10 protein-coding genes are annotated in these 19863 nt (G+C 36.1%); 9 read left to right on the top strand and 1 reads right to left on the bottom strand.

All coding sequences use genetic code 11. The annotated features are described in order from the left end of the window. Window positions 1–19: 19 nt before the first annotated feature. The gene (locus AAYQ19_RS17860) at window positions 20–736 is read right to left on the bottom strand and encodes an NUDIX hydrolase (protein ID WP_343538124.1); all 717 of its coding nucleotides are present in this window, start codon (window positions 734–736) and stop codon (window positions 20–22) included. A gap of 488 nt (window positions 737–1224) precedes the next feature. Between AAYQ19_RS17860 and AAYQ19_RS17865 the strand changes: the two genes are divergently transcribed. From AAYQ19_RS17865 to AAYQ19_RS17905, 9 genes are all read left to right on the top strand, one after another. Next, on the top strand, window positions 1225–4320 hold the full coding sequence (locus AAYQ19_RS17865; RefSeq protein ID WP_343538125.1) for a SusC/RagA family TonB-linked outer membrane protein: 3096 nt from the start codon (window positions 1225–1227) through the stop codon (window positions 4318–4320). A gap of 12 nt (window positions 4321–4332) precedes the next feature. Then, window positions 4333–5910: a RagB/SusD family nutrient uptake outer membrane protein gene (locus AAYQ19_RS17870; RefSeq protein ID WP_343538126.1), complete on the top strand. Its 1578-nt coding sequence runs from the start codon at window positions 4333–4335 to the stop codon at window positions 5908–5910. A gap of 20 nt (window positions 5911–5930) precedes the next feature. Beyond that, window positions 5931–6812 carry a hypothetical protein gene (locus tag AAYQ19_RS17875; protein ID WP_343538128.1) on the top strand — a complete coding sequence of 294 codons (882 nt, stop codon included), beginning with the start codon at window positions 5931–5933 and terminating at the stop codon, window positions 6810–6812. A 95-nt stretch (window positions 6813–6907) separates the two neighbouring features. Continuing rightward, window positions 6908–9409: a glycoside hydrolase family 2 TIM barrel-domain containing protein gene (locus AAYQ19_RS17880; protein ID WP_343538129.1), complete on the top strand. Its 2502-nt coding sequence runs from the start codon at window positions 6908–6910 to the stop codon at window positions 9407–9409. Between the two features lie 32 nt (window positions 9410–9441). Continuing rightward, window positions 9442–11835, top strand: coding sequence for a glycoside hydrolase family 31 protein (locus AAYQ19_RS17885; protein ID WP_343538130.1), 2394 nt, complete (start codon window positions 9442–9444; stop codon window positions 11833–11835). Window positions 11836–12015: 180 nt separating this feature from the next. After that, window positions 12016–14022 carry a glycoside hydrolase family 97 protein gene (locus AAYQ19_RS17890; protein ID WP_343538131.1) on the top strand — a complete coding sequence of 669 codons (2007 nt, stop codon included), beginning with the start codon at window positions 12016–12018 and terminating at the stop codon, window positions 14020–14022. Between the two features lie 143 nt (window positions 14023–14165). Further along, window positions 14166–15731, top strand: a complete 1566-nt coding sequence (locus tag AAYQ19_RS17895; RefSeq protein ID WP_343538132.1) for a GH39 family glycosyl hydrolase — start codon at window positions 14166–14168, stop codon at window positions 15729–15731. A 277-nt stretch (window positions 15732–16008) separates the two neighbouring features. Next, window positions 16009–18246: a glycoside hydrolase family 3 C-terminal domain-containing protein gene (locus AAYQ19_RS17900; protein WP_343538133.1), complete on the top strand. Its 2238-nt coding sequence runs from the start codon at window positions 16009–16011 to the stop codon at window positions 18244–18246. A 90-nt stretch (window positions 18247–18336) separates the two neighbouring features. Further along, on the top strand, window positions 18337–19839 hold the full coding sequence (locus AAYQ19_RS17905) for a cellulase family glycosylhydrolase (protein ID WP_343538135.1): 1503 nt from the start codon (window positions 18337–18339) through the stop codon (window positions 19837–19839). The last annotated feature ends 24 nt before the right edge of the window (window positions 19840–19863 follow it).

The following is a 19863-nucleotide window of genomic DNA, read 5'->3' on the forward strand; positions in this document are numbered from 1 at the left end:
ATCGTTTAGGCAAAGAGGATTAAAATTCAAAATTAAATCCTTTTTGAGTGAGCTTATTATAAATCTCAGGGTCAAATTTATACAATTTTGCTGCTCGATGCGAAACATCTTGTTGTTTTTCGTCTAAAGCGACTAACAATTTCATATGCAGAATCTTTCGCCTGAAATTGGATTTGTCCATTTCGATGCCTAAAATTTCTTCATATAGGTGCATAAGCTGCAGCAAAGTAAATTTTTCTGGCAATAAATTAAATCCGATTGGCGCTTGGCGCACTCTATTTTGAAGATGTTTTAAACTATAAGAAAGAATTTCATTGTGGTCGTAAATAAGATCCGGAATCGTATTGATTCGGTACCATTTTGCATCAGAAGCTGTAAAACCTGCTTTAATGTTATAATCTTCACGTTTTACCAAAGCATAATAACCAATCGTAATAACACGTCGAAGCGGGAAACGATCAGGATCGCCAAATGCTTTTAGTTGCTCCAAATAAATATTGTCTAGTCCAGTAAGTTCATTCAATAAACGATGTGCGGCATCATCTGTACTTTCTTTTTTATAAATCCATCCACCGGGAAGTCCCCATTTTCCTTTGCTGATACCTTCAGCGTGTTGCACTAAAAGTACTTCAAGACTTCCTTTGTCAAAACCAAATATAACGCAGTCAATGGTGATAGCGTTCATTGCATTTTGTTCGTTGCTTGTGGCAATTCCTGGATCTAGTTTTTTAACCATTTTCAAAATTTATTAGGACAAATTAAGCAAATAAAATGCATAACTGTCTTTGTTGACTACTGAATATTTTTTAGATCGCAATTTTCTGAAAGCCAAAAAAATGCGAGTTTATTACTAAAGCGCATACCTCATTAAAAACATTTTAAATAGTTGACGGCTAAAATTGCGCTTCTCTATTTTTTTGTCATTTAATATTTCATTTTAAGCCAATTGGTTGTTGTATTGGCAAAAATGGACTGTTATAAATTAGAATTGAAAAAAAATAGACTTAATATTTTGCTAATATAGAAAAAAAGTTTTACACTTGTAGTCAAATTTACCATAAGATAAGTTCATTTTGACTATAAGTTTTAAAAGGGGCTTTTTTTAAAATGGAAAATGATTGATCAAAAGTTCATGAAAATTGATTTTATGAACATCCTGAATTCGAAACTTACACTTTAATTACATATTACAACTAACTTAATTTAACCAATTCTTTAATTATTATGAAAAGCAAAAATTGTATTAAAACGACAATGCTTCCGTTTTGCATGGCACTGCTGCTAAGCGTGTTTGCAATACAGTCTGGTTTTGCTCAGGACCAGTCTAAATCAATAAGTGGAAATGTATCCTCGGCAGAGGATGGAATGGGAGTTCCAGGTGCAACTATTTTGGTACAAGGAACAAAAATCAGTACAGCATCTGATTTTGATGGAAACTACAAAATCGAGGCAAAAGCCGGAGATGTACTTGTAGTAAGTTTTATGGGATATAAAACTCAAAAAATTACAGTAGGAACACAAAGAACTTTAAATGTTTCATTGCAGGCCGAAACAGCAGAGCTTAAAGAAATTGTTGTTATTGGTTACGGAACTCAGAAGAAAAAAGTAAATACAGCGGCAACTTCATTAGTATCTGGAAAAGATATTCAGCAAGTAGCAAGTTTAGATGTTGTCAACGCTTTACAAGGTCAGGCATCTGGGGTGAATGTGATGTCATCTTCTGGTCAGCCGGGCGCAAACATGGTGGTGAACATTCGTGGAGCAGGAACTGCAGGAAACAGTGATCCACTTTATGTTGTTGATGGTGTTGTGGTTGATAACGGAATCGGATATCTTGATCCTTCGGTGATCGAAAGGGTCGATGTTTTGAAAGATGCAGCAGCCTCTTCTATCTACGGTGCAAGAGCGGCAAATGGTGTTATTTTGGTGACAACCAAAAAAGGAAAAGATGGAAAAATGAATGTTTCCTTAAATTCTTATACTGGTTTTCAGCAAGTAGCTAAAAAATTAGATTTGATGAATACACAGGAATATACAACTATAATTAACGAGGCTCGCGTTAATTCTGGTTACACGCCTTTGTACACGCAAGCTCAAGTGGCTACTTTGCCAAATCACGATTGGCAGGATGATTTATTTAATGAAGGTGCAATCAAACAAAATCACTCTCTTTTGATTAGTGGTGGTGACAAAAAATCTACAATCGCAACAGGATTATCTTATTACGGACAAGACGGTATGATTGGAGGAACAACAAATCAATCACAATACAATCGTATTACATTTAGTGTAAATTCAACTTCAGAAATTATTGAAGATCACTTGAAAATTGGAGAAAATTTTACTTTATCTAATATCAAAAGTAGTGGTGTTGCAGATGATGGAATTTACAGCAACGCTATCAGAAGCTTTTTGAATGCGGCTCCAGTTGATGCAGCTTATGATGAAAACGGAGATTTTGCTCATTCTATTATTTCGGCTGACGTAAGTAATCCGCTTGGATCATTGTATTACAATAATTTCAATGAAAGCAAATCAAACCGTTACGTTGGGAATATTTTTGCGGAATTGAAATTCTTTAAAAACTTTACTTTCAGAACGAGTTTTGGTGTTGATATGACAGACAGCAACTACCGTTCTTTCAGACCAGTTTATTCGCTTTCTTCAAATGATAATAATACCGTTTCAAGTGTAACGCAAAGCGGAACAAAATCACAAGGTTGGATTTTCGAAAATACTTTGCAATACAAGTTTGTATTAAACAGTGCACATAATTTTGATGTTATAGTAGGTACTTCTGCTAAGAAAAACACTTCAGATTATATGACTGCAACTGGTAAAAACTTAATTTTTGATGATTTTGAACACGCATATTTAGATAATGCTAAAGATCAAACTTCAAATACAGTGGGAGGAAATCGTACAGATTATGCGATCCAGTCTTACTTCGGGCGTTTATTATACGACTATAATAATAAATATTTGTTCTCTGCAACAGTTCGTCGTGACGGTTCTTCAGAATTTGGTCCAAACAACAAATATGCAATCTTCCCATCGTTCTCTGCAGGATGGAATGTAGATAAAGAAAGCTTTTTCCCAAGTGAAAATAAAGTCTTGAATACGTTGAAAATTAGAGGTAGCTGGGGACAAAATGGTAATGACCAGTTCGCTAGAAAATTTGCTTATATGTCAACAGTAAATTCAACAGATAAAAGCTATCATTTTGGAACTGGAGACGAAACTTTACTAGTAGGTTCAAGCCCAGATCAATTAGCAAACCGCGATTTGAAATGGGAAACTTCAGAGCAACTAGACTTAGGTTTTGATGCTGTTTTATTCACAAATTTCAGTTTGACTTTTGATTATTACGACAAGAAAACAAAAGATTGGTTGGTTTTGGCTTCTATACCAACATATGCTGGAGCAACTGCACCTTACATTAATGGTGGAGATGTAAGCAACAAAGGTTTTGAAATTACGATGGGTTACCGTAAAACGTTTGCTAAAGATTGGAATTTTGGCATCAATGCAAACCTTTCACACAATGAAAATAAAGTGCTTCGAATTGCAAACAGCGAGGGAATTATTCACGGAGAATCAAATGTATTGTTCCAAGGTTTAGACGAAATGAACCGTGTTGAGGTTGGTCAGCCGATGGGTTATTTCTACGGATTAAAAACAGACGGAATTTTTCAAAATGCTGCTGAGGTTGCTGCAGGAGTTCAGCCAAATGCCTCTCCTGGAGATGTTCGTTTTGTGGATTTGAATGGTGACGGAAAAATCGATGCAAACGATAAAACAAAAATCGGAAATCCAAATCCTGATTTTTCTTATGGTGTAAATATGGATCTTTCTTATAAAGCATTCGATTTCACGATCAATACTTATGGTGTTTCAGGAAGCCAAAATGTTTTCGGAATTCATGATGCTACTCGTGCGTACACAAATAATACAACAGAAACATTAAACAGATGGACTACTGAAGGAACTTCAAACAGAATTCCGAGAGTGACTTATGGAACTGATCCTAACGGAAACTATACGAGATTCTCAGATTTATATGTTCAAAATGCTGATTTCTTCAGAATTAAAAATGCAACTATTGGATGTGATTTGACAAAACTGACAAACAAACTGCATTTCTTCAGCAAATTCAGATTATATGTAGCTGGAAACAACATTTACACCTTTACAAAATACAAAGGAATGGATCCAGAAATTGGTTTTGGAAATGTGAACCAATCTTGGGCTAAAGGAATTGATGTTGGATATTATCCACAGCCAAGAACATATATGATGGGTCTTAATGTTAACTTTTAATTTATGAAAACGATGAAAACATATATAAAATTATTTGCTCTTTCAAGCTTATTTGTTTTAGGAGCTTGTTCGGAGGAATTTCTAGAAACGGAACCTTATACACAAAAAGTAACCGAGAATTTTTATAAAACACCAAATGATGCTTTCCAAGGATTGATAGCTGTTTATGATGTATTGCAACGCGAAGCCTATGGCGGACCTTTATTAATTAGTGAACAAGCGTCTGATGATTGCTTCGGTGGATATGGTATTGCTGACGGTCAGGCAGATCTTGAATGGGACCGTTTTTTATACGTTTCAGATAAAGACATGAACAAAGATGTTTGGTCAAATGCATATTTAGGAATTTATAGAGCTAATGTTTTACTAGAAAATCTAGATAAAATCAACTGGGGAACTGATACTGCTTTGAAAACAAGATACGAAGCAGAAGCTCGTTTTTTAAGAGCGCACTTTCATTTTACAGCAGCTAAAATGTTTGGTGATATCATTCCGTTAGATCATACAATCACATCAAGCGAATTTACTTTGCCAAGACAAGCTCCAGAAGTTACTTATGCTTTAATTGCTGGTGATTTAAAGTTTGCTGCTGATAATCTAGGACCAGAAAATTATTCTCAAAAAGGAAATGCAAATTTCGGACGTATCACAAAATGGGCTGCTGAAGCCTATTTAGCAAGAACATTTTTATTCTATACTGGTGTTTATAGCAAACCAGATTTAGCGGGTGTTGTGACTAAAGCGCAGGCCGTAACTTATATTAATGATGTTGTAAACAATAGTGGTCACAATTTAGTTCCTGATTTTGCAAATCTTTGGCTTGCGGCTTCTTTAGAAAATTTCGTTGGAGAAGATAATACCGAAATGGTTTGGGCAGTTCGTTTTAACGGTTCAGGAAAAGGAGATTGGAATTTGCACGAAGGAAACCGTTTCCAAGTAAATATTGCACCACGTGGAGGAGCAATCGGAAGATATGCGACAGGATGGGGAGGAGCAACAGTTAATCCAAAATTAGTTGCGGCATACAATAATGCAGATACTAGAAAAGCGGCTTCATTTATTGATTATGTTGGAGAAGGCTTAAACTTTAATGCTGAAGCTAGAGAACAACGCCAATACACAGGATATTCTTGGAAAAAATACTGTCCAATTACTAATGCAGCGGGAACAAGCGTTGTTGAAGCAAATGGAGGAAATTTCCAAATTGATAATTATCAAGATTATGCAGTTATCCGTTTTGCCGATGTATTGCTTATGGCTGCTGAATTGAATTTAGATACAAATCCAGCAGTTGCTCAGGCAGATTTAGACCGAGTTCGCGATCGTGCTTTCAAAAACACAACAAGTCGTAAAACGGCGAGCAAAGCAGTTATTATGGAAGAGCGTCAGTTAGAATTGGCACTTGAAGGGCAACGTTACTTTGATTTATTAAGACAAGGAATGACGGAAACTAAAAAAGCGATTGACAATTCAACGGGAGGTTCACAGTTTGCTGTGACTTTTAGAACGGAGACACAAGGCTGGTTTCCATTGCCACAATCTCAGATCGTACTTTCAAATGGTACAATTTCTCAAAATCCAGGTTGGTAATTAACTCAAAAACAATGATTATGAAACGTATATTATATATAGTAGTAGCGGCAGTAACCGTAAGTTCACTTTTGTTTTCATGCGAAGCTATTGAAGATCGTGAGACTTTGCCTGCAGTTACTTTAACATCGTCAACACTTAAGTTTTCGGTAACACAAGGTACAACAAACAAAAATCAAGTTACTTTAAAAAGTGACGATCCAACTGTAATTCCGTATTGGAAATATGTGGACAAAAACGGAAATGAAATTGGACATTCAAATAAAAGCGAAGACATTCTTAATTTTCCTTTTGCTGGAAAATACACGATTTATTACACAGCTTATGCAAGAGGTGGATCTGTTGAAGCGGCACCAGTAATTGTTGATGTTCCTAATAATGATGAGGCACAATTTGCTGATCCAAGATGGAATTTGCTTACGAATGGAGCAAAAGGAAAAACTTGGGTTTTAGATATGGTAAAACCGCTTTCATTTATTGGAAAACCAGACTACGAATATCACAACACTACTGAAAATGGAGTGGGATGGTGGCCAAATCTTTCTGATATTTCTTGGGCTGGATTAGAAGATAAAGATTGGGGAGAAATCACTTTTGATCTTGATGGGGGCTATAATGTTAAGGTTGTACAAACTGATCCTGCTGCCGGGAGCACGAAACAAACAACTAAAACGGGAACATATAATTTGACGCTAACTGCAGGCATGACAAAAGATAAATTAGTTTTCAATGGAGGAACAGAAATGCTTCACCCAAATGATGCAAGCTATTTTAGTTCATCTTTCAGTTTTACAAATATTCAAATCATAGAGCTTACTGAAACAACATTGGCTTTTATCGCTATTAGAGCTGATAATGATTATTTACTTTATCACTTAATTGTAAAACCTTCAAAGTCTTAATTACTTAGATATAGAAAACTAACCGGTAGGTGATTGATACAGTCACTTATCGGTATGTTTATATTTGTTTTTCAAAAACTTAAAATTACATCAAAATGAAGAATGAAAGAAAATATCTAAGCAGAAGCCTGACAGTAATAATTCTGGCAGTAATTACATTATTCAGTTCATGCAAGAAAAACGACGAGGCTTTCAGCAGCCGAAAAGTTTCTTTTAATTCAGATTGGAGTTTTCATCTTAATGACAGCATTGTCGATAAAGATACCATCGGATCAACAACAAAATGGAGAACTTTAAATGTGCCTCACGATTGGAGCATCGAAGGAAAATTTGATGAAAAAAGTCCAGCCGGTTATGGAGGAGGTTCTCTTAATGGAGGTCTAGGTTGGTACAAAAAGACATTTAAAGTTGCAGCAGAAGACAGTACAAAAATAACTTCAATCACTTTTGATGGCGTTTATAGAAACAGTGAAGTTTGGGTAAACGGACATTATTTAGGAAAACGTCCAAACGGCTATATTGGTTTTCAATACCAGATTTCTCCTTATTTGAATTATGGGGAAAAAGAAAATGAGATTATTGTAAAAGTTGACAATTCAAAACAGCCAAATTCTCGTTGGTATTCGGGTTCAGGAATTTTTAGAAATGTCTGGCTTGAAACTACAGATAAATTACATGTTGCACAATGGGGAACTTATGTGACAACTCCAAAAGTTACCGCTGAAAAAGCTTCGGTAAATATTGAAACAACAATTAAAAATCAATATAAAGAAGCTAAAAAAGCAACAATAGTAACGACTATTTTTTATGGTATAGGAACAGATCTTAGAAGAATAGAATCTTCTAGTCAAAATACAACGATTCAATCAAATGCAAATCAAACAATCAAGCAACAAATAGAAGTTGGAAATCCAGTTTTATGGTCAGATGAAAGGCCGGAACTGTATACAGCAGTTACAGAAATTTTAGTTGACGATAAAGTTGTAGATGAATATAAAACCAACTTCGGAATTAGAGAATTCAAGTTTGATCTAAACAAAGGTTTTATTTTGAATGGAAAACAAGTCAAAATCAAAGGCGTTTGCATGCATCACGATTTAGGTCCATTGGGTTCTGCAATCAATACGCGCGCGATTGCACGTCAATTGGAAATCTTAAAAGAAATGGGCGTTAACGGTATAAGAACTTCTCATAATCCTCCTGCTCCAGAACTTTTACAGCTTTGTGATAAAATGGGTTTCATTGTAATGGATGAAGCTTTTGACATGTGGAAAACCAATAAGACCAAATATGATTATGCCAATGATTGGGAGAAATGGCATAAAAAGGATTTAACAGATCAATTGCTTCGCGACCGCAATCATGCTAGTGTTTTTATTTGGAGTATCGGAAATGAAATTCCAGATCAATGGAGTGAAACCGGAGTACAAATTGCAAAAGAATTAGCTGGAATTGTGCGCCAATATGATAAAACACGTCCGCTTACAGCTGCGATGAATCCGCCGGTAAATATGAATATTGATGAAGTAACGTTGCAATTTGAGAAGAAAAACGTTCAAATTAATCCGATTGCTGCTTCTGGAGTTTTAGATTTAATTGGATACAATTATGCCCATCAAACTTATGAGCATCATCAAGAAAATTTTCCTAAAACACCTTTCATCGCAACCGAAACCACTTCTGGTTTAGAAACTCGTGGTTATTATGACAATGTTTCAGATGTTGTAAAAAAATGGCCAGTTCGTTGGGATCTTAAATTCACAGATGGAAATCCAGGAAATACGGTTTCGGCTTACGATCAAGTTCAAGCACCTTGGGGTTCTACGCACGAGGCAACTTGGAAAGTGATGAAAAAATACGATTTCCTTTCTGGAATGTACATTTGGACAGGTTTTGATTATATCGGAGAACCAACTCCTTATGAATGGCCATCGGTAAGTTCGTATTTCGGAATTGTTGATTTAGCCGGTTTCCCGAAAGACGTTTATTATATGTACCAAAGTGAGTGGACGAACAAAACTGTTCTTCACATTTTCCCACATTGGAATTGGAAAGTTGGACAAACTGTTGACGTTTGGGCATACTATAATAATGCTGATGAAGTTGAACTTTTCCTAAACGGAAAATCGGTTGGAGTTCGCAACAAAAAAGGAGATGATTTGCATGTAATGTGGAGAATTCCGTATCAGCCGGGAATATTAAAAGCAGTTTCTCGTAAAGGCGGGAAAGTGGTTTTAGAAAAAGAAATCAAAACTGCCGGAAATCCTTCAAACTTAAAATTAACAGCAGACAGAAGTACAATCAAAGCTGATGGAAATGATTTGTCATTTGTAACAGTTGATATTTTGGATGCGAATGGAACTTTGGCACCAAATGCAAATAACGAAATCAACTTTTCTTTAAAAGGAAACGGAAAAATTGTAGGCGTTTGTAGTGGCGATCCCGTAAGTCATGAATCGTACAAAGGTTCAAAACATACAGCGCTTAATGGAAAATGTCTCGTAATTGTTCAGTCTGAAAATAAAACGGGAAGATTAGAATTGACTGCAAATGCAAAAGGTCTAAAATCATCAACAATTGTAATTACTTCGGAATAAAATACAAGTAAATAAATACTAAAAAACACACAATGAAAAAAATACAAATAGCTTCCTTGTCTTTATTTGCAAGTTTGCTGCTGACGCCAAAAGCTTCAGCACAAATTCAGAATGCAGATGTGCTGAACGCACCAATAGACATCAGCAAAGATTTTCAGAATTATCTGAACACGTTTTATTTTGCTGATGAATTGGCTTCTTTTGATCCTGCAACGGCAAAAGGAACTATAAAATATTTGAGATATAATTATAAAACACGTCAGGCTTTCAACAATATGATGATGAAACCTGATGTGGAAAAAGCAAACGAATTCCCAACAACAGAATATGCAGAATCACCTGTTTTGCCATTTGAAATTCAGTTTGTTTCAGACAGGACAGTTCGTATCAAAACGACTTCTGGACCGCAATTTCATCCACAGGAAACTTCTTTAATGTTGGTTGATGGCGTCGCGCCAAATCATCCTGAATTATGGAAATATTCTAAAATTGAAGGCGGTCACTGCTATACAAGCAAACACGGAAGAGTGGAAATTTTGACAAAACCTTGGCACATTAAAATTTATGATGAGAAAGGAAAATTGCTGACCAGTACACTTCACGATACAGATTTTAAAAACACGTATACGCCAACGCTTCCGTTTTCTTATGTTCGCAGAAACAGTGATTATTCAAGAAGTATGGGCGCAGCGTTCAGCTTAGAACCAGATGAAAAAATATTTGGTTGCGGAGAATCATTCACTCAATTCAATAAACGAGGTTCAAAAGTAGTTTTATGGACGGATGATGCGAACGGAATCCAAAACGAAACAATGTACAAACCGATTCCGTTTTACATGAGTAGTCGCGGTTACGGGGTTTTCATGCACCATTCAACACCAATTACAGTTGATTTCGGAAAATACTTTGGAAGTGCCAATGAAATGTATATTGGAGACGATGAAGCCGATTTGTTTTTCTTCATTGGAGAACCAAAAGACATCTTAGATCAATATACAAATTTGACTGGAAAGGCAGCAATGCCACCACTTTGGTCATTTGGTTTTTGGATGAGCCGTATTACGTATTTCTCAGAAAAAGAAGGACGTGACGTTGCGAGAGATTTACGTAAATACAAAATTCCAACAGACGTAATTCACTTTGATACGGGTTGGTTTGATGTAGATTGGAGAAACAATTATGAGTTTGCAAAATCTCGTTTCCCAGATGCAACCAAAATGATGTCAGATTTGAAAGAAGATGGTTTCCATGTATGTCTTTGGCAGTTGCCTTATTTCACCCCAAAGAACACTTTGTTCCCTGAAATTATGGACAAAAACTTGGCCGTAAGAGACAGAAAAGGAAATCTTCCTTATGAAGATGCAGTTCTTGATTTTTCAAATCCTGAAACGATTTCTTGGTACCAAGGAAAATTAAAAAAATTATTTGATGAAGGCGTTTCGGTTTTCAAAGTAGATTTTGGAGAAGCTGCACCACCAGACGGAATTTATAAATCAGGTAGAACAGGTTTTTACGAGCATAATTTATATCCACTTCGTTACAATAAAGCCGTTGCTGAGATCACACAGAAAGAAAAAGGATATACCTTAATTTGGGCAAGAAGTACTTGGGCAGGATCTCAACGTTATCCTTTGCATTGGGGTGGCGATGCCGAAACTTCAAATGGTGCAATGTCGGCAGAATTACGTGGCGGACTTTCATTAGGTTTAAGCGGATTCAGTTTTTGGAGCCATGATGTTGGAGGTTTTGCAACAAAATCGCCTGAGAATTTATACAGAAGATGGGCGCCATTCGGAATGTTTACTTCTCACGTAAGAAGTCATGGAGAACCGCCTCGCGAGCCTTGGTTATACAGCAAAGATTTCTTGGAAGGATTCAGAAAAGCAGATAATATGCGTTACGAATTAATGCCATATATCTACGCTCAAGCAAAAGAAAGTTCTCAAAAAGGATTGCCAATGATGCGTGCTTTATTTGTAGAATATCCAAATGATCCTGGAGCTTGGTTAGTAGATAATGAATATTTGTTCGGTTCAAGTATGTTGGTTGCGCCACTTTTTGAAGAAGTGGAAGAAAGAGACGTTTACCTTCCAGAAGGAACTTGGATCGACTATCAAACTAAAAAAGTATATCAATCTGGCTGGCATAAAATCAAAGCGGGCGAAGTGCCAATCATAGTTTTAGTAAAAGATGGAACTGCATTGCCACACATCGGATTAGCGCAGTCGACGAAAGACATGGATTGGAGCAAATTGACTTTGAAAGTATTTGCGAGTGATAAAACAACTTCGGCGACAGCCAAAGTGTTTTTACCAAATGACACTAACGTTCAGGAAATAAAAGTGACCAAAACAGGAAACAATTTTGACGTAACCGCAAATCCTTTAAACGGAAAAACCACTTTCAAAACGGAGTGGGCAAAATAAATAGTTAGCCATATATTAAAAGAATTAATGCTCTCGCAAATTAAAAAGATTAAATCTGCAGAATCTGCGAGAGAGAAAAAATAATCCGCTTAGGATAAAAATAAGTTTTTGTTGAGTTTTTAAATCGGGCGAAAGCCTAAATTTCGTCCGATTTATTATTATGAATTAAGAAAAATGAAAATGAAAAAACACCTGATTCTTCCTGCCTTATTACTTTCAGTTTCGATTGGATACAGTCAGAAAAATAAGAACGCTTACGAATTGGCATCGCCAAACGGACAGAATAAAATTAAATTTGAGTTGGTAAAAAACGCTCCGAAATATGCCGTTTCTCACGGAAAAACCGAAGTGATTTCGCCATCTGAAATGGGATTTGTATTGAAAGGAAATGAAGATTTAAGTACGAACTTTGAAATCAAAGGAGCAAAAACTTCTACGTTTGATGAAACTTGGGAACAAGTTTGGGGAGAAAAGAAAAACATTAGAAATCACTACAATCAATTAGTTGTTGATTTACAGCAAAAAACGGGAAACAAACGTAAATTACAAATTCAGTTTCGTGCTTTTGATGACGGAGTTGCATTTAGATATGTTTACCCAAAACAAAATGTAAAAGACAGTATTTTCATCATGGATGAAAAAACGACTTTCAACCTGAAAGAAGACGGAAAAGCGTGGTGGATTCCTGCCAACAGAGAAAACCGTGACGAATATTTGTTTGAAGCATCACCAGTAAGTAAACTAGATACGGTTTTAACTCCACTAACAATCGAAAGCAAAAGTGGATTGGCTTTAAGTTTCCACGAAGCAAACTTGTACGATTTTGCAAGTATGACTTTGGTTAATAATAAAGGAACCGAATTAAAATCGGATTTAGTGCCGTGGGCTGATGGAGTAAAAGTTCGTGTGAAAGATTCGTTTACTTCTTCTTGGAGAACCATTCAAATTGGAGAAAATCCGGGTGAATTGATTACTTCTTATTTGGTTTTAAATCTAAACGAACCAAACAAATTAAAGAACACCAACAGCTATTTCAAACCATATAAATATTTAGGAATTTGGTGGGGAATGCACATTGGTAAATATACTTTCTGGGAAAGCGACAAACAAGGTGCCACTACCAAACACGCTGAAGAATACATGGATTTTACAGCAAAAGAAGGTTTCCACCATTTATTAATCGAAGGATGGAACAAAGGCTGGACGCCAGGTTGGTACGAAAACCGTATGCACATGTTCAGCTTCACAAAAAGCGCTGACAATTTCGACTTAGAAAAAGTGGTGGAGTACGGAAAGAAAAAGAATATCGAATTAATTGGATACCACGAAACAGGTTCAAACTTGATTAACTACTTAAAAGAGGTTGATGAAGGTTTTGCTTTGTACAAAAAACTTGGAATACACACCGTAAAAATTGGTCACGTTGGTTCTAAATTGAACATGAAACAAATGCACTTCGGACAATTTGGAGTGAATTATTTCAGATACATTTTAGAAAAAGCGGCGCAATATGATTTGGCAGTTTTATACCACGAATCTATTAAAGATACGGGAGAAAGAAGAACGTATCCAAACATGGTTTCGAGAGAAGCTGCGCGTGGGCAAGAGTACAACGCTTGGAGCGAAGGAAATCCGCCGAATCACTTAAGTATTATTCCATTTACAAGATTGCTTTCTGGACCAATGGATTTCACGCCTGGAATTTTTGATGTTGAGGTAAAACAAGGTTACCCAGGAAAAAGAATTCAAGGAACAGTTGGGCAACAATTGGCATTGTACGTTACGATTTATTCGCCAATTCAAATGTTAGCCGATCTTCCTGAAAACTACGAAGGAAAACCAGCTTTACAATTCTTAAAAGACGTTCCGACTGATTGGGAAGACACAAAAATCTTAGAAGGAAAAATCGGTGAATACATTACAACAGCAAGAAAAGACAGAAACAGTGCCGATTGGTATTTGGGAACTTTGACAAATGAAAATCCAAGAAACGTAAATGTTTCATTATCATTTTTAGATCCAAATGCAACTTACGAAGCGCAGATTTATGAGGATGCAGAAGGAACAGATCAAAAACACAATCCAGAAGCAGTAGCCATTTCTAAGAAAACAGTAAAATCTACAGATTCTCTAAAACTGAATTTAGGCGGAGCCGGCGGTGGAGCTGTGAGATTTAAAAAATTGTAATTATTAATTTCAGATCCTAACAGGTTTCAAAAACCTGTTAGGTATTTAATTTGATTATAGTTTGAAAAATATACTAGGATCCTAAAAGATACCTAACAGGTTTTTGAAACCTGTTAGGATAATAAAAAGAAAACCATTTTCAGATGAAAAAACTTTTAATAATAGCAACTGTTTTAATTAGTTCAATCCATTCGTTTGGACAAAATGAAGACCGAACCATAAAAGTCGATTTCAATAAAACTGCTGGAAAATTAAATACGATGTTCAAAGAATGCATCGGTGCGGGAAGAGCAAATGAAGGTCTTCGTGCCGATTGGCAACAACAATTGGCATTGGTAAAAAAAGAATGCGATTTCAAATACATCCGCTTTCATGGTTTGTTGTCAGATGATATGGCTGTTTATAGAGAAGATTCAAAAGGAAATCCAGAATACAATTACCAATATGTAGACGTTCTGTTTGATTACATTGTGAGTCTGAAAATGAAACCTTTCGTTGAATTAGGTTTTATGCCGAATGCTTTGGCAAGCGGAAAAGAAACGATTTTTTGGTGGCGCGGCAACGTAACGCCTCCGAAAGATTATAAGAAATGGGAAGATTTGGTTAAAAATCTAACCGCTCATTTCAAAGAACGCTACGGAGATGAAGAAGTAAAAACATGGTACTTTGAAGTATGGAACGAGCCCAATTTATCTCCAGGATTTTGGACAGGAACTCAAGCAGAATATTTCAAATTATATGAATATGCAGCTCGTGGTGTAAAAGCAGTTAATCCAGCTTATAGAGTTGGCGGTCCGGCAACCGCAGGATCTGGATGGGTTTCTGAAACTATAGATTTTTGTGCAAAAAATAAGGTTCCAATGGATTTTGTTTCTACACATACCTACGGAGTGAAACAAGGATATTTGGATGAATTCGGTACTTCGGGAACGGTTTTAAATCAGGATGAATGGAGCGTAAGCGGTGAAATTATCAATTCAAGAAAATTAATTACCAATTCGGCTAAACCCAATTTGGAATTGCATTACACGGAATGGAGTTCATCATACACGCCAGCAGACCCAATTCACGACAGTTATCATTCGGCAGCGTATATTTTGCAGAAAATAAAACAAGTTGGAAATGCAGCAAATTCCATGTCATATTGGGTTTTCACTGATATTTTTGAAGAAGCTGGACCAAGATTTACGCCTTTTCATGGCGGTTTCGGATTGTTGAATACGCAGGGAATAAAAAAACCAGCTTATTTCTCTTATTATTTAATGAATAAATTGGGAGAAACAGAACTTCAAAATTCTGATAAAGCTTCGTGGACTTCAAAAAATGCAAAAGGCGATGTTCAGGTTTTATTGTGGGATTTTACGAATACACATCCTGGCGATAAAGTATGGAATCAAACCTATTATGTTCAGGATTTGCCTTCTAAAGAAAAAGGAAAAGTCAAAATTGAAGTAGACGGAATGCAGAAAGGAAAATATGTATTAGAAATTTATAAAGTGGGCTATAAAGTGAATGACGCTTACGCGGATTATCTGGCGATGAATAAGCCAAATCAATTAACACGTGAGCAAGTAAATTCGATAAAAGAGAAAAATAACGGAGCACCGATTTCGACAGAAAAAATTACAATTGACGGAAAAGGAATTTTCAGCAGAGAATTCAAAATCAATGAAAATGATGTTGTAATGCTGAATTTAATCAAACAATAACAGAATTAAATTAACACATAGAAACATAGGTTTTATTGCTTCTGTTTAAGATTACAGAAAAAGCAAGCTTTAACACATAGTTCTATGTTTATTATTCTAAGTGAAACGCCTTTAGTAAATTTCTAAAAGCTATGTTTCTATGTGTTAGAAATAATTTCACACAGTGGATAAAACAATAATTTTAGATAAAAACCACAAAAAACAATAAATATTAACCGCATTTAAAGAGCTGTTGTGAGGAACAAAATCTTTAAATCCAAAAAACAACTAACTATCTATGAAAAACAAAATGATATTCTTGTCGGCGGCACTGGCTTTTGTATTATTTGCTTCTTGTAAAAATGATGCAAAATCTGAGGTTTCAGGAACGGCACAGACAGAAGAATACAAAGGAAAAGAAATCGGTTCCGAGTTTGACGGTGAGATCGATAAACTGGTTTCTCAAATGACTGTTGAGGAAAAAATCGGTATGCTGCACGGAAACAGTATGTTCAGTACAGGAGCAGTAGAACGTTTAGGAATTCCAGAATTAAAAATGGCTGATGGACCGCTTGGAGTTCGTGAGGAAATTTCGCGCGACAGTTGGGCACCAGCCGGATTGACAAATGATTTTGCAACCTATTATCCAGCGGGTGGCGGTTTAGCAGCAACTTGGAATGCTGAAATGGCACATACTTTCGGAAATAGTTTAGGAGAAGAATTGCGTGCACGCGATAAAGACATGTTGCTTTCGCCAGCAATTAACATGGTGAGAACACCACTTGGAGGAAGAACTTACGAATACATGTCTGAAGATCCTTTTTTAAATAAAAAAATTGCAGTGCCTTTGATTGTTGGTTTACAAGAAAAAGATGTAATGGCTTGTGTAAAACATTACGCGGCAAACAATCAAGAAACAAATCGTGATTTTGTAGATGTGCAAATTGACGAGCGTACGCTTCGCGAAATTTATCTTCCAGCATTTGAAGCTTCGGTAAAAGAAGCGAAATCATATGCGATAATGGGCGCTTACAATAAATTTAGAGGCGAATATTTATGTGAAAATGATTATATGCTGAATAAAATTCTTCGTGACGAATGGGGATTTAAAGGTGTTGTAGTTTCAGATTGGGCCGCGGTTCATTCAACAGTAAAATCACTAAAAAGCGGATTAGATATTGAAATGGGAACTCCAAAACCATTCAATGAATTTTTCTTGGCCGATAAATTAATCGCTGCAGTAAAAGCAGGGGAAATTTCGGAATCAGAAATCGATTTGCATGTAAAACGCATTTTAAGAGTATTGTTCCAAGTAAAAGCGATGGGCGGAAAAGCGCGTGAAAAAGGAAGCATTGCTACCGAAGCGCATTATCAAGATGCTTATAAAATTGCAACGGAAGACATTGTTTTGCTTAAAAATGACAACAATGCTTTGCCATTAAAATTGGATGGAGTTAAATCTATTGCGGTTATTGGAAACAATGCAATGAAGAAAAATTCGCTTGGTGGATTTGGTGCTGGAGTGAAAACAAAAAGAGAAGTTACACCACTTGAAGGCTTGAAAAACCGACTTCCATCTTCAATAAAAATTAATTATGCCGAAGGGTATTTAGAGCGTTACGATGAGAAGAATAAAGGAAAACTCGGCGATATTACTTTAAATGGCCCAGTAACTATTGACGAATTAGATCCGGCAAAAGTTCAGGAAGCAGTAGATGCAGCTAAAAAATCGGATGTTGCGGTGATTTTTGCAGGTTCAAATCGTGATTATGAAACCGAAGCTTCTGATAGAAGAGATTTGCATTTGCCATTCGGACAAGAGGAATTAATCAAAAAAGTTTTGGCAGTAAACCCGAGAACAATTGTGGTGTTTATCGCTGGAGCGCCTTTTGATATTGGAGAAATTACTCAAAAATCACCTGCTGTTGTTTGGAGCTGGTTTAACGGATCTGAAGGCGGAAATGCTTTGGCTGATGTCATTTTAGGAAAAGTAAATCCGTCAGGAAAATTGCCTTGGACAATGCCTAAAAATATTATGGATTCACCTGCGCATGCTACAAAAAGTTTCCCAGGAGGAAAATCGGTTAATTATGCTGAAGGTCTTTTGATTGGTTATCGTTGGTTTGATACTAAAAATATTGCACCATTATATCCTTTTGGTTACGGATTGTCATACACGACTTTTGCTTTGGAAAATGGCAAAACAGATAAAACTTCTTATGCGTCAAACGAAACAATTTCGGTTTCTGTTGAGGTGAAAAACACAGGAAAAGTCGATGGAAAAGAAGTTGTACAAGTATATGCTTCAAAATCCGATTCAAAAGTTGCCCGTGCATCAAAAGAATTAAAAGGTTTCAAAAAAGTATTAGTGAAATCGGGCAATTCAGAGACTGTGACGATTCAGATTCCGGTTAAAGAATTGGCTTATTATGATGTTTCGGCTAAAAAATGGACCGTTGAACCTGGAAAATATACCTTGAAAATAGGAAACTCATCAAGAGATATCAAAAAAGAGATTGCCATAACAATTCAGTAATAAGATTGTTATTTTTTATAATAAGTTGAATAATGAATGAAGTGAATTGAAAGTCAATTTGCTGTTGCTTAATTTTTTAAATTATTTGAAATGAAAAAAACAATACAGAATTATATCATTAGCATGTTGTCATGCATAACTTTTTTTGGAGTTTTGGCTTGTAGTGCCGATAAAGAAACACCGCAGAATACAACTATAAATTCATTAGCTGTAAATAAAACAAGTATTGAAGCTAATAATATGGAAACAACAACCGATATAATCATCAATACAGATGTTACAGCGTGGTTGATGAACAGTGATAATGCAAGCTGGATAAAATTCAGTCAAGCTGGAGGAACTGCAGGTTCTACAACAGTTAAAATAACAGTTTTAGAAAATACAGGTGTTGCAAGAACAGGGAAAATTACCTTGACTTCTGGTCAGGCAGAACCGGTTGAAATTGCAATTTCACAAAAAGCGGCTCCTGTAGAAACTGGATTTCCAAGTTACAACAAAAATCCACTTCCGGCAGATGCTTCTGGAATGGGAAGCACGGCAGTTCAATTGGCAGCAAAAATAAAATTGGGTTGGAATATTGGAAACACAATGGAAGCAACAGGTGGTGAAACAGCTTGGGGAAATCCAAAAATCACCAAACAGCTTATTGATTTAGTTAAAGCAAATGGTTTCAATGCGATCAGAATTCCGTGTTCTTGGAATCAGTATTTGGCAAACGCAAAAACGGCTGAGTTAAAAGCAGAATGGCTGAACAGAGTTAAAGAAGTGGTTCAATATTGCGTGGACAACGACATGTATGTTTTGGTAAATATTCACTGGGACGGCGGTTGGCTGGAAAACAATGTTACTGAAGCCAAAAAAGATGAAAACAATATGAAGCAAAAAGCATTCTGGGAACAGATTGCAACAACTTTGCGTGGTTTCGATGAGCATGTTTTATTTGCAAGTGCCAATGAACCAAATGTAGAAAATGCGACACAAATGGCCGTTTTGAATTCGTATCATGAAACTTTTATTGATGCTGTTCGTTCGACTGGAGGTAAAAATGCGTATCGTGTATTGGTGGTTCAAGGACCATCGACAGATATTGAAAAAACGAATAAATTGATGTTGACTTTGCCTACAGATAAAGTAGCAAACAGAATGATGGCTGAGGTGCATTTTTACACGCCGTATCAATTTTGTTTGATGGATAAAGATGCAGATTGGGGAAAAATGTTCTACTATTGGGGAAGCAGTTTTCACTCAACAACTGATGCTTCGAGAAATGCAACTTGGGGAGAAGAAGCTGATGTAGATAAACTTTTCAAATCAATGAAAACACAATTTGTTGATAAAGGAATTCCAGTTTTATTGGGAGAATTTGGGGCAATCAGAAGAACAACATTGACAGGTGCCGATTTGACTTTGCATTTGGCATCAAGAGCGTACTTTTTGAAATATGTGGTAAAACAAGCTACTGCAAACGGAATTTTACCATTCTACTGGGATGCTGGAAATACAGGAAACAACGGATCAGCTATTTTTGACCGATCAAATAATACTGTTTTTGATACGCAAGCTCTAAATGCAATGAAAGAAGGATTGCAGTAAAAAAACTTTTAAAATCATATAAGT

This window comes from Flavobacterium mesophilum (assembly GCF_039581405.1).
Lineage (GTDB): Bacteria > Bacteroidota > Bacteroidia > Flavobacteriales > Flavobacteriaceae > Flavobacterium.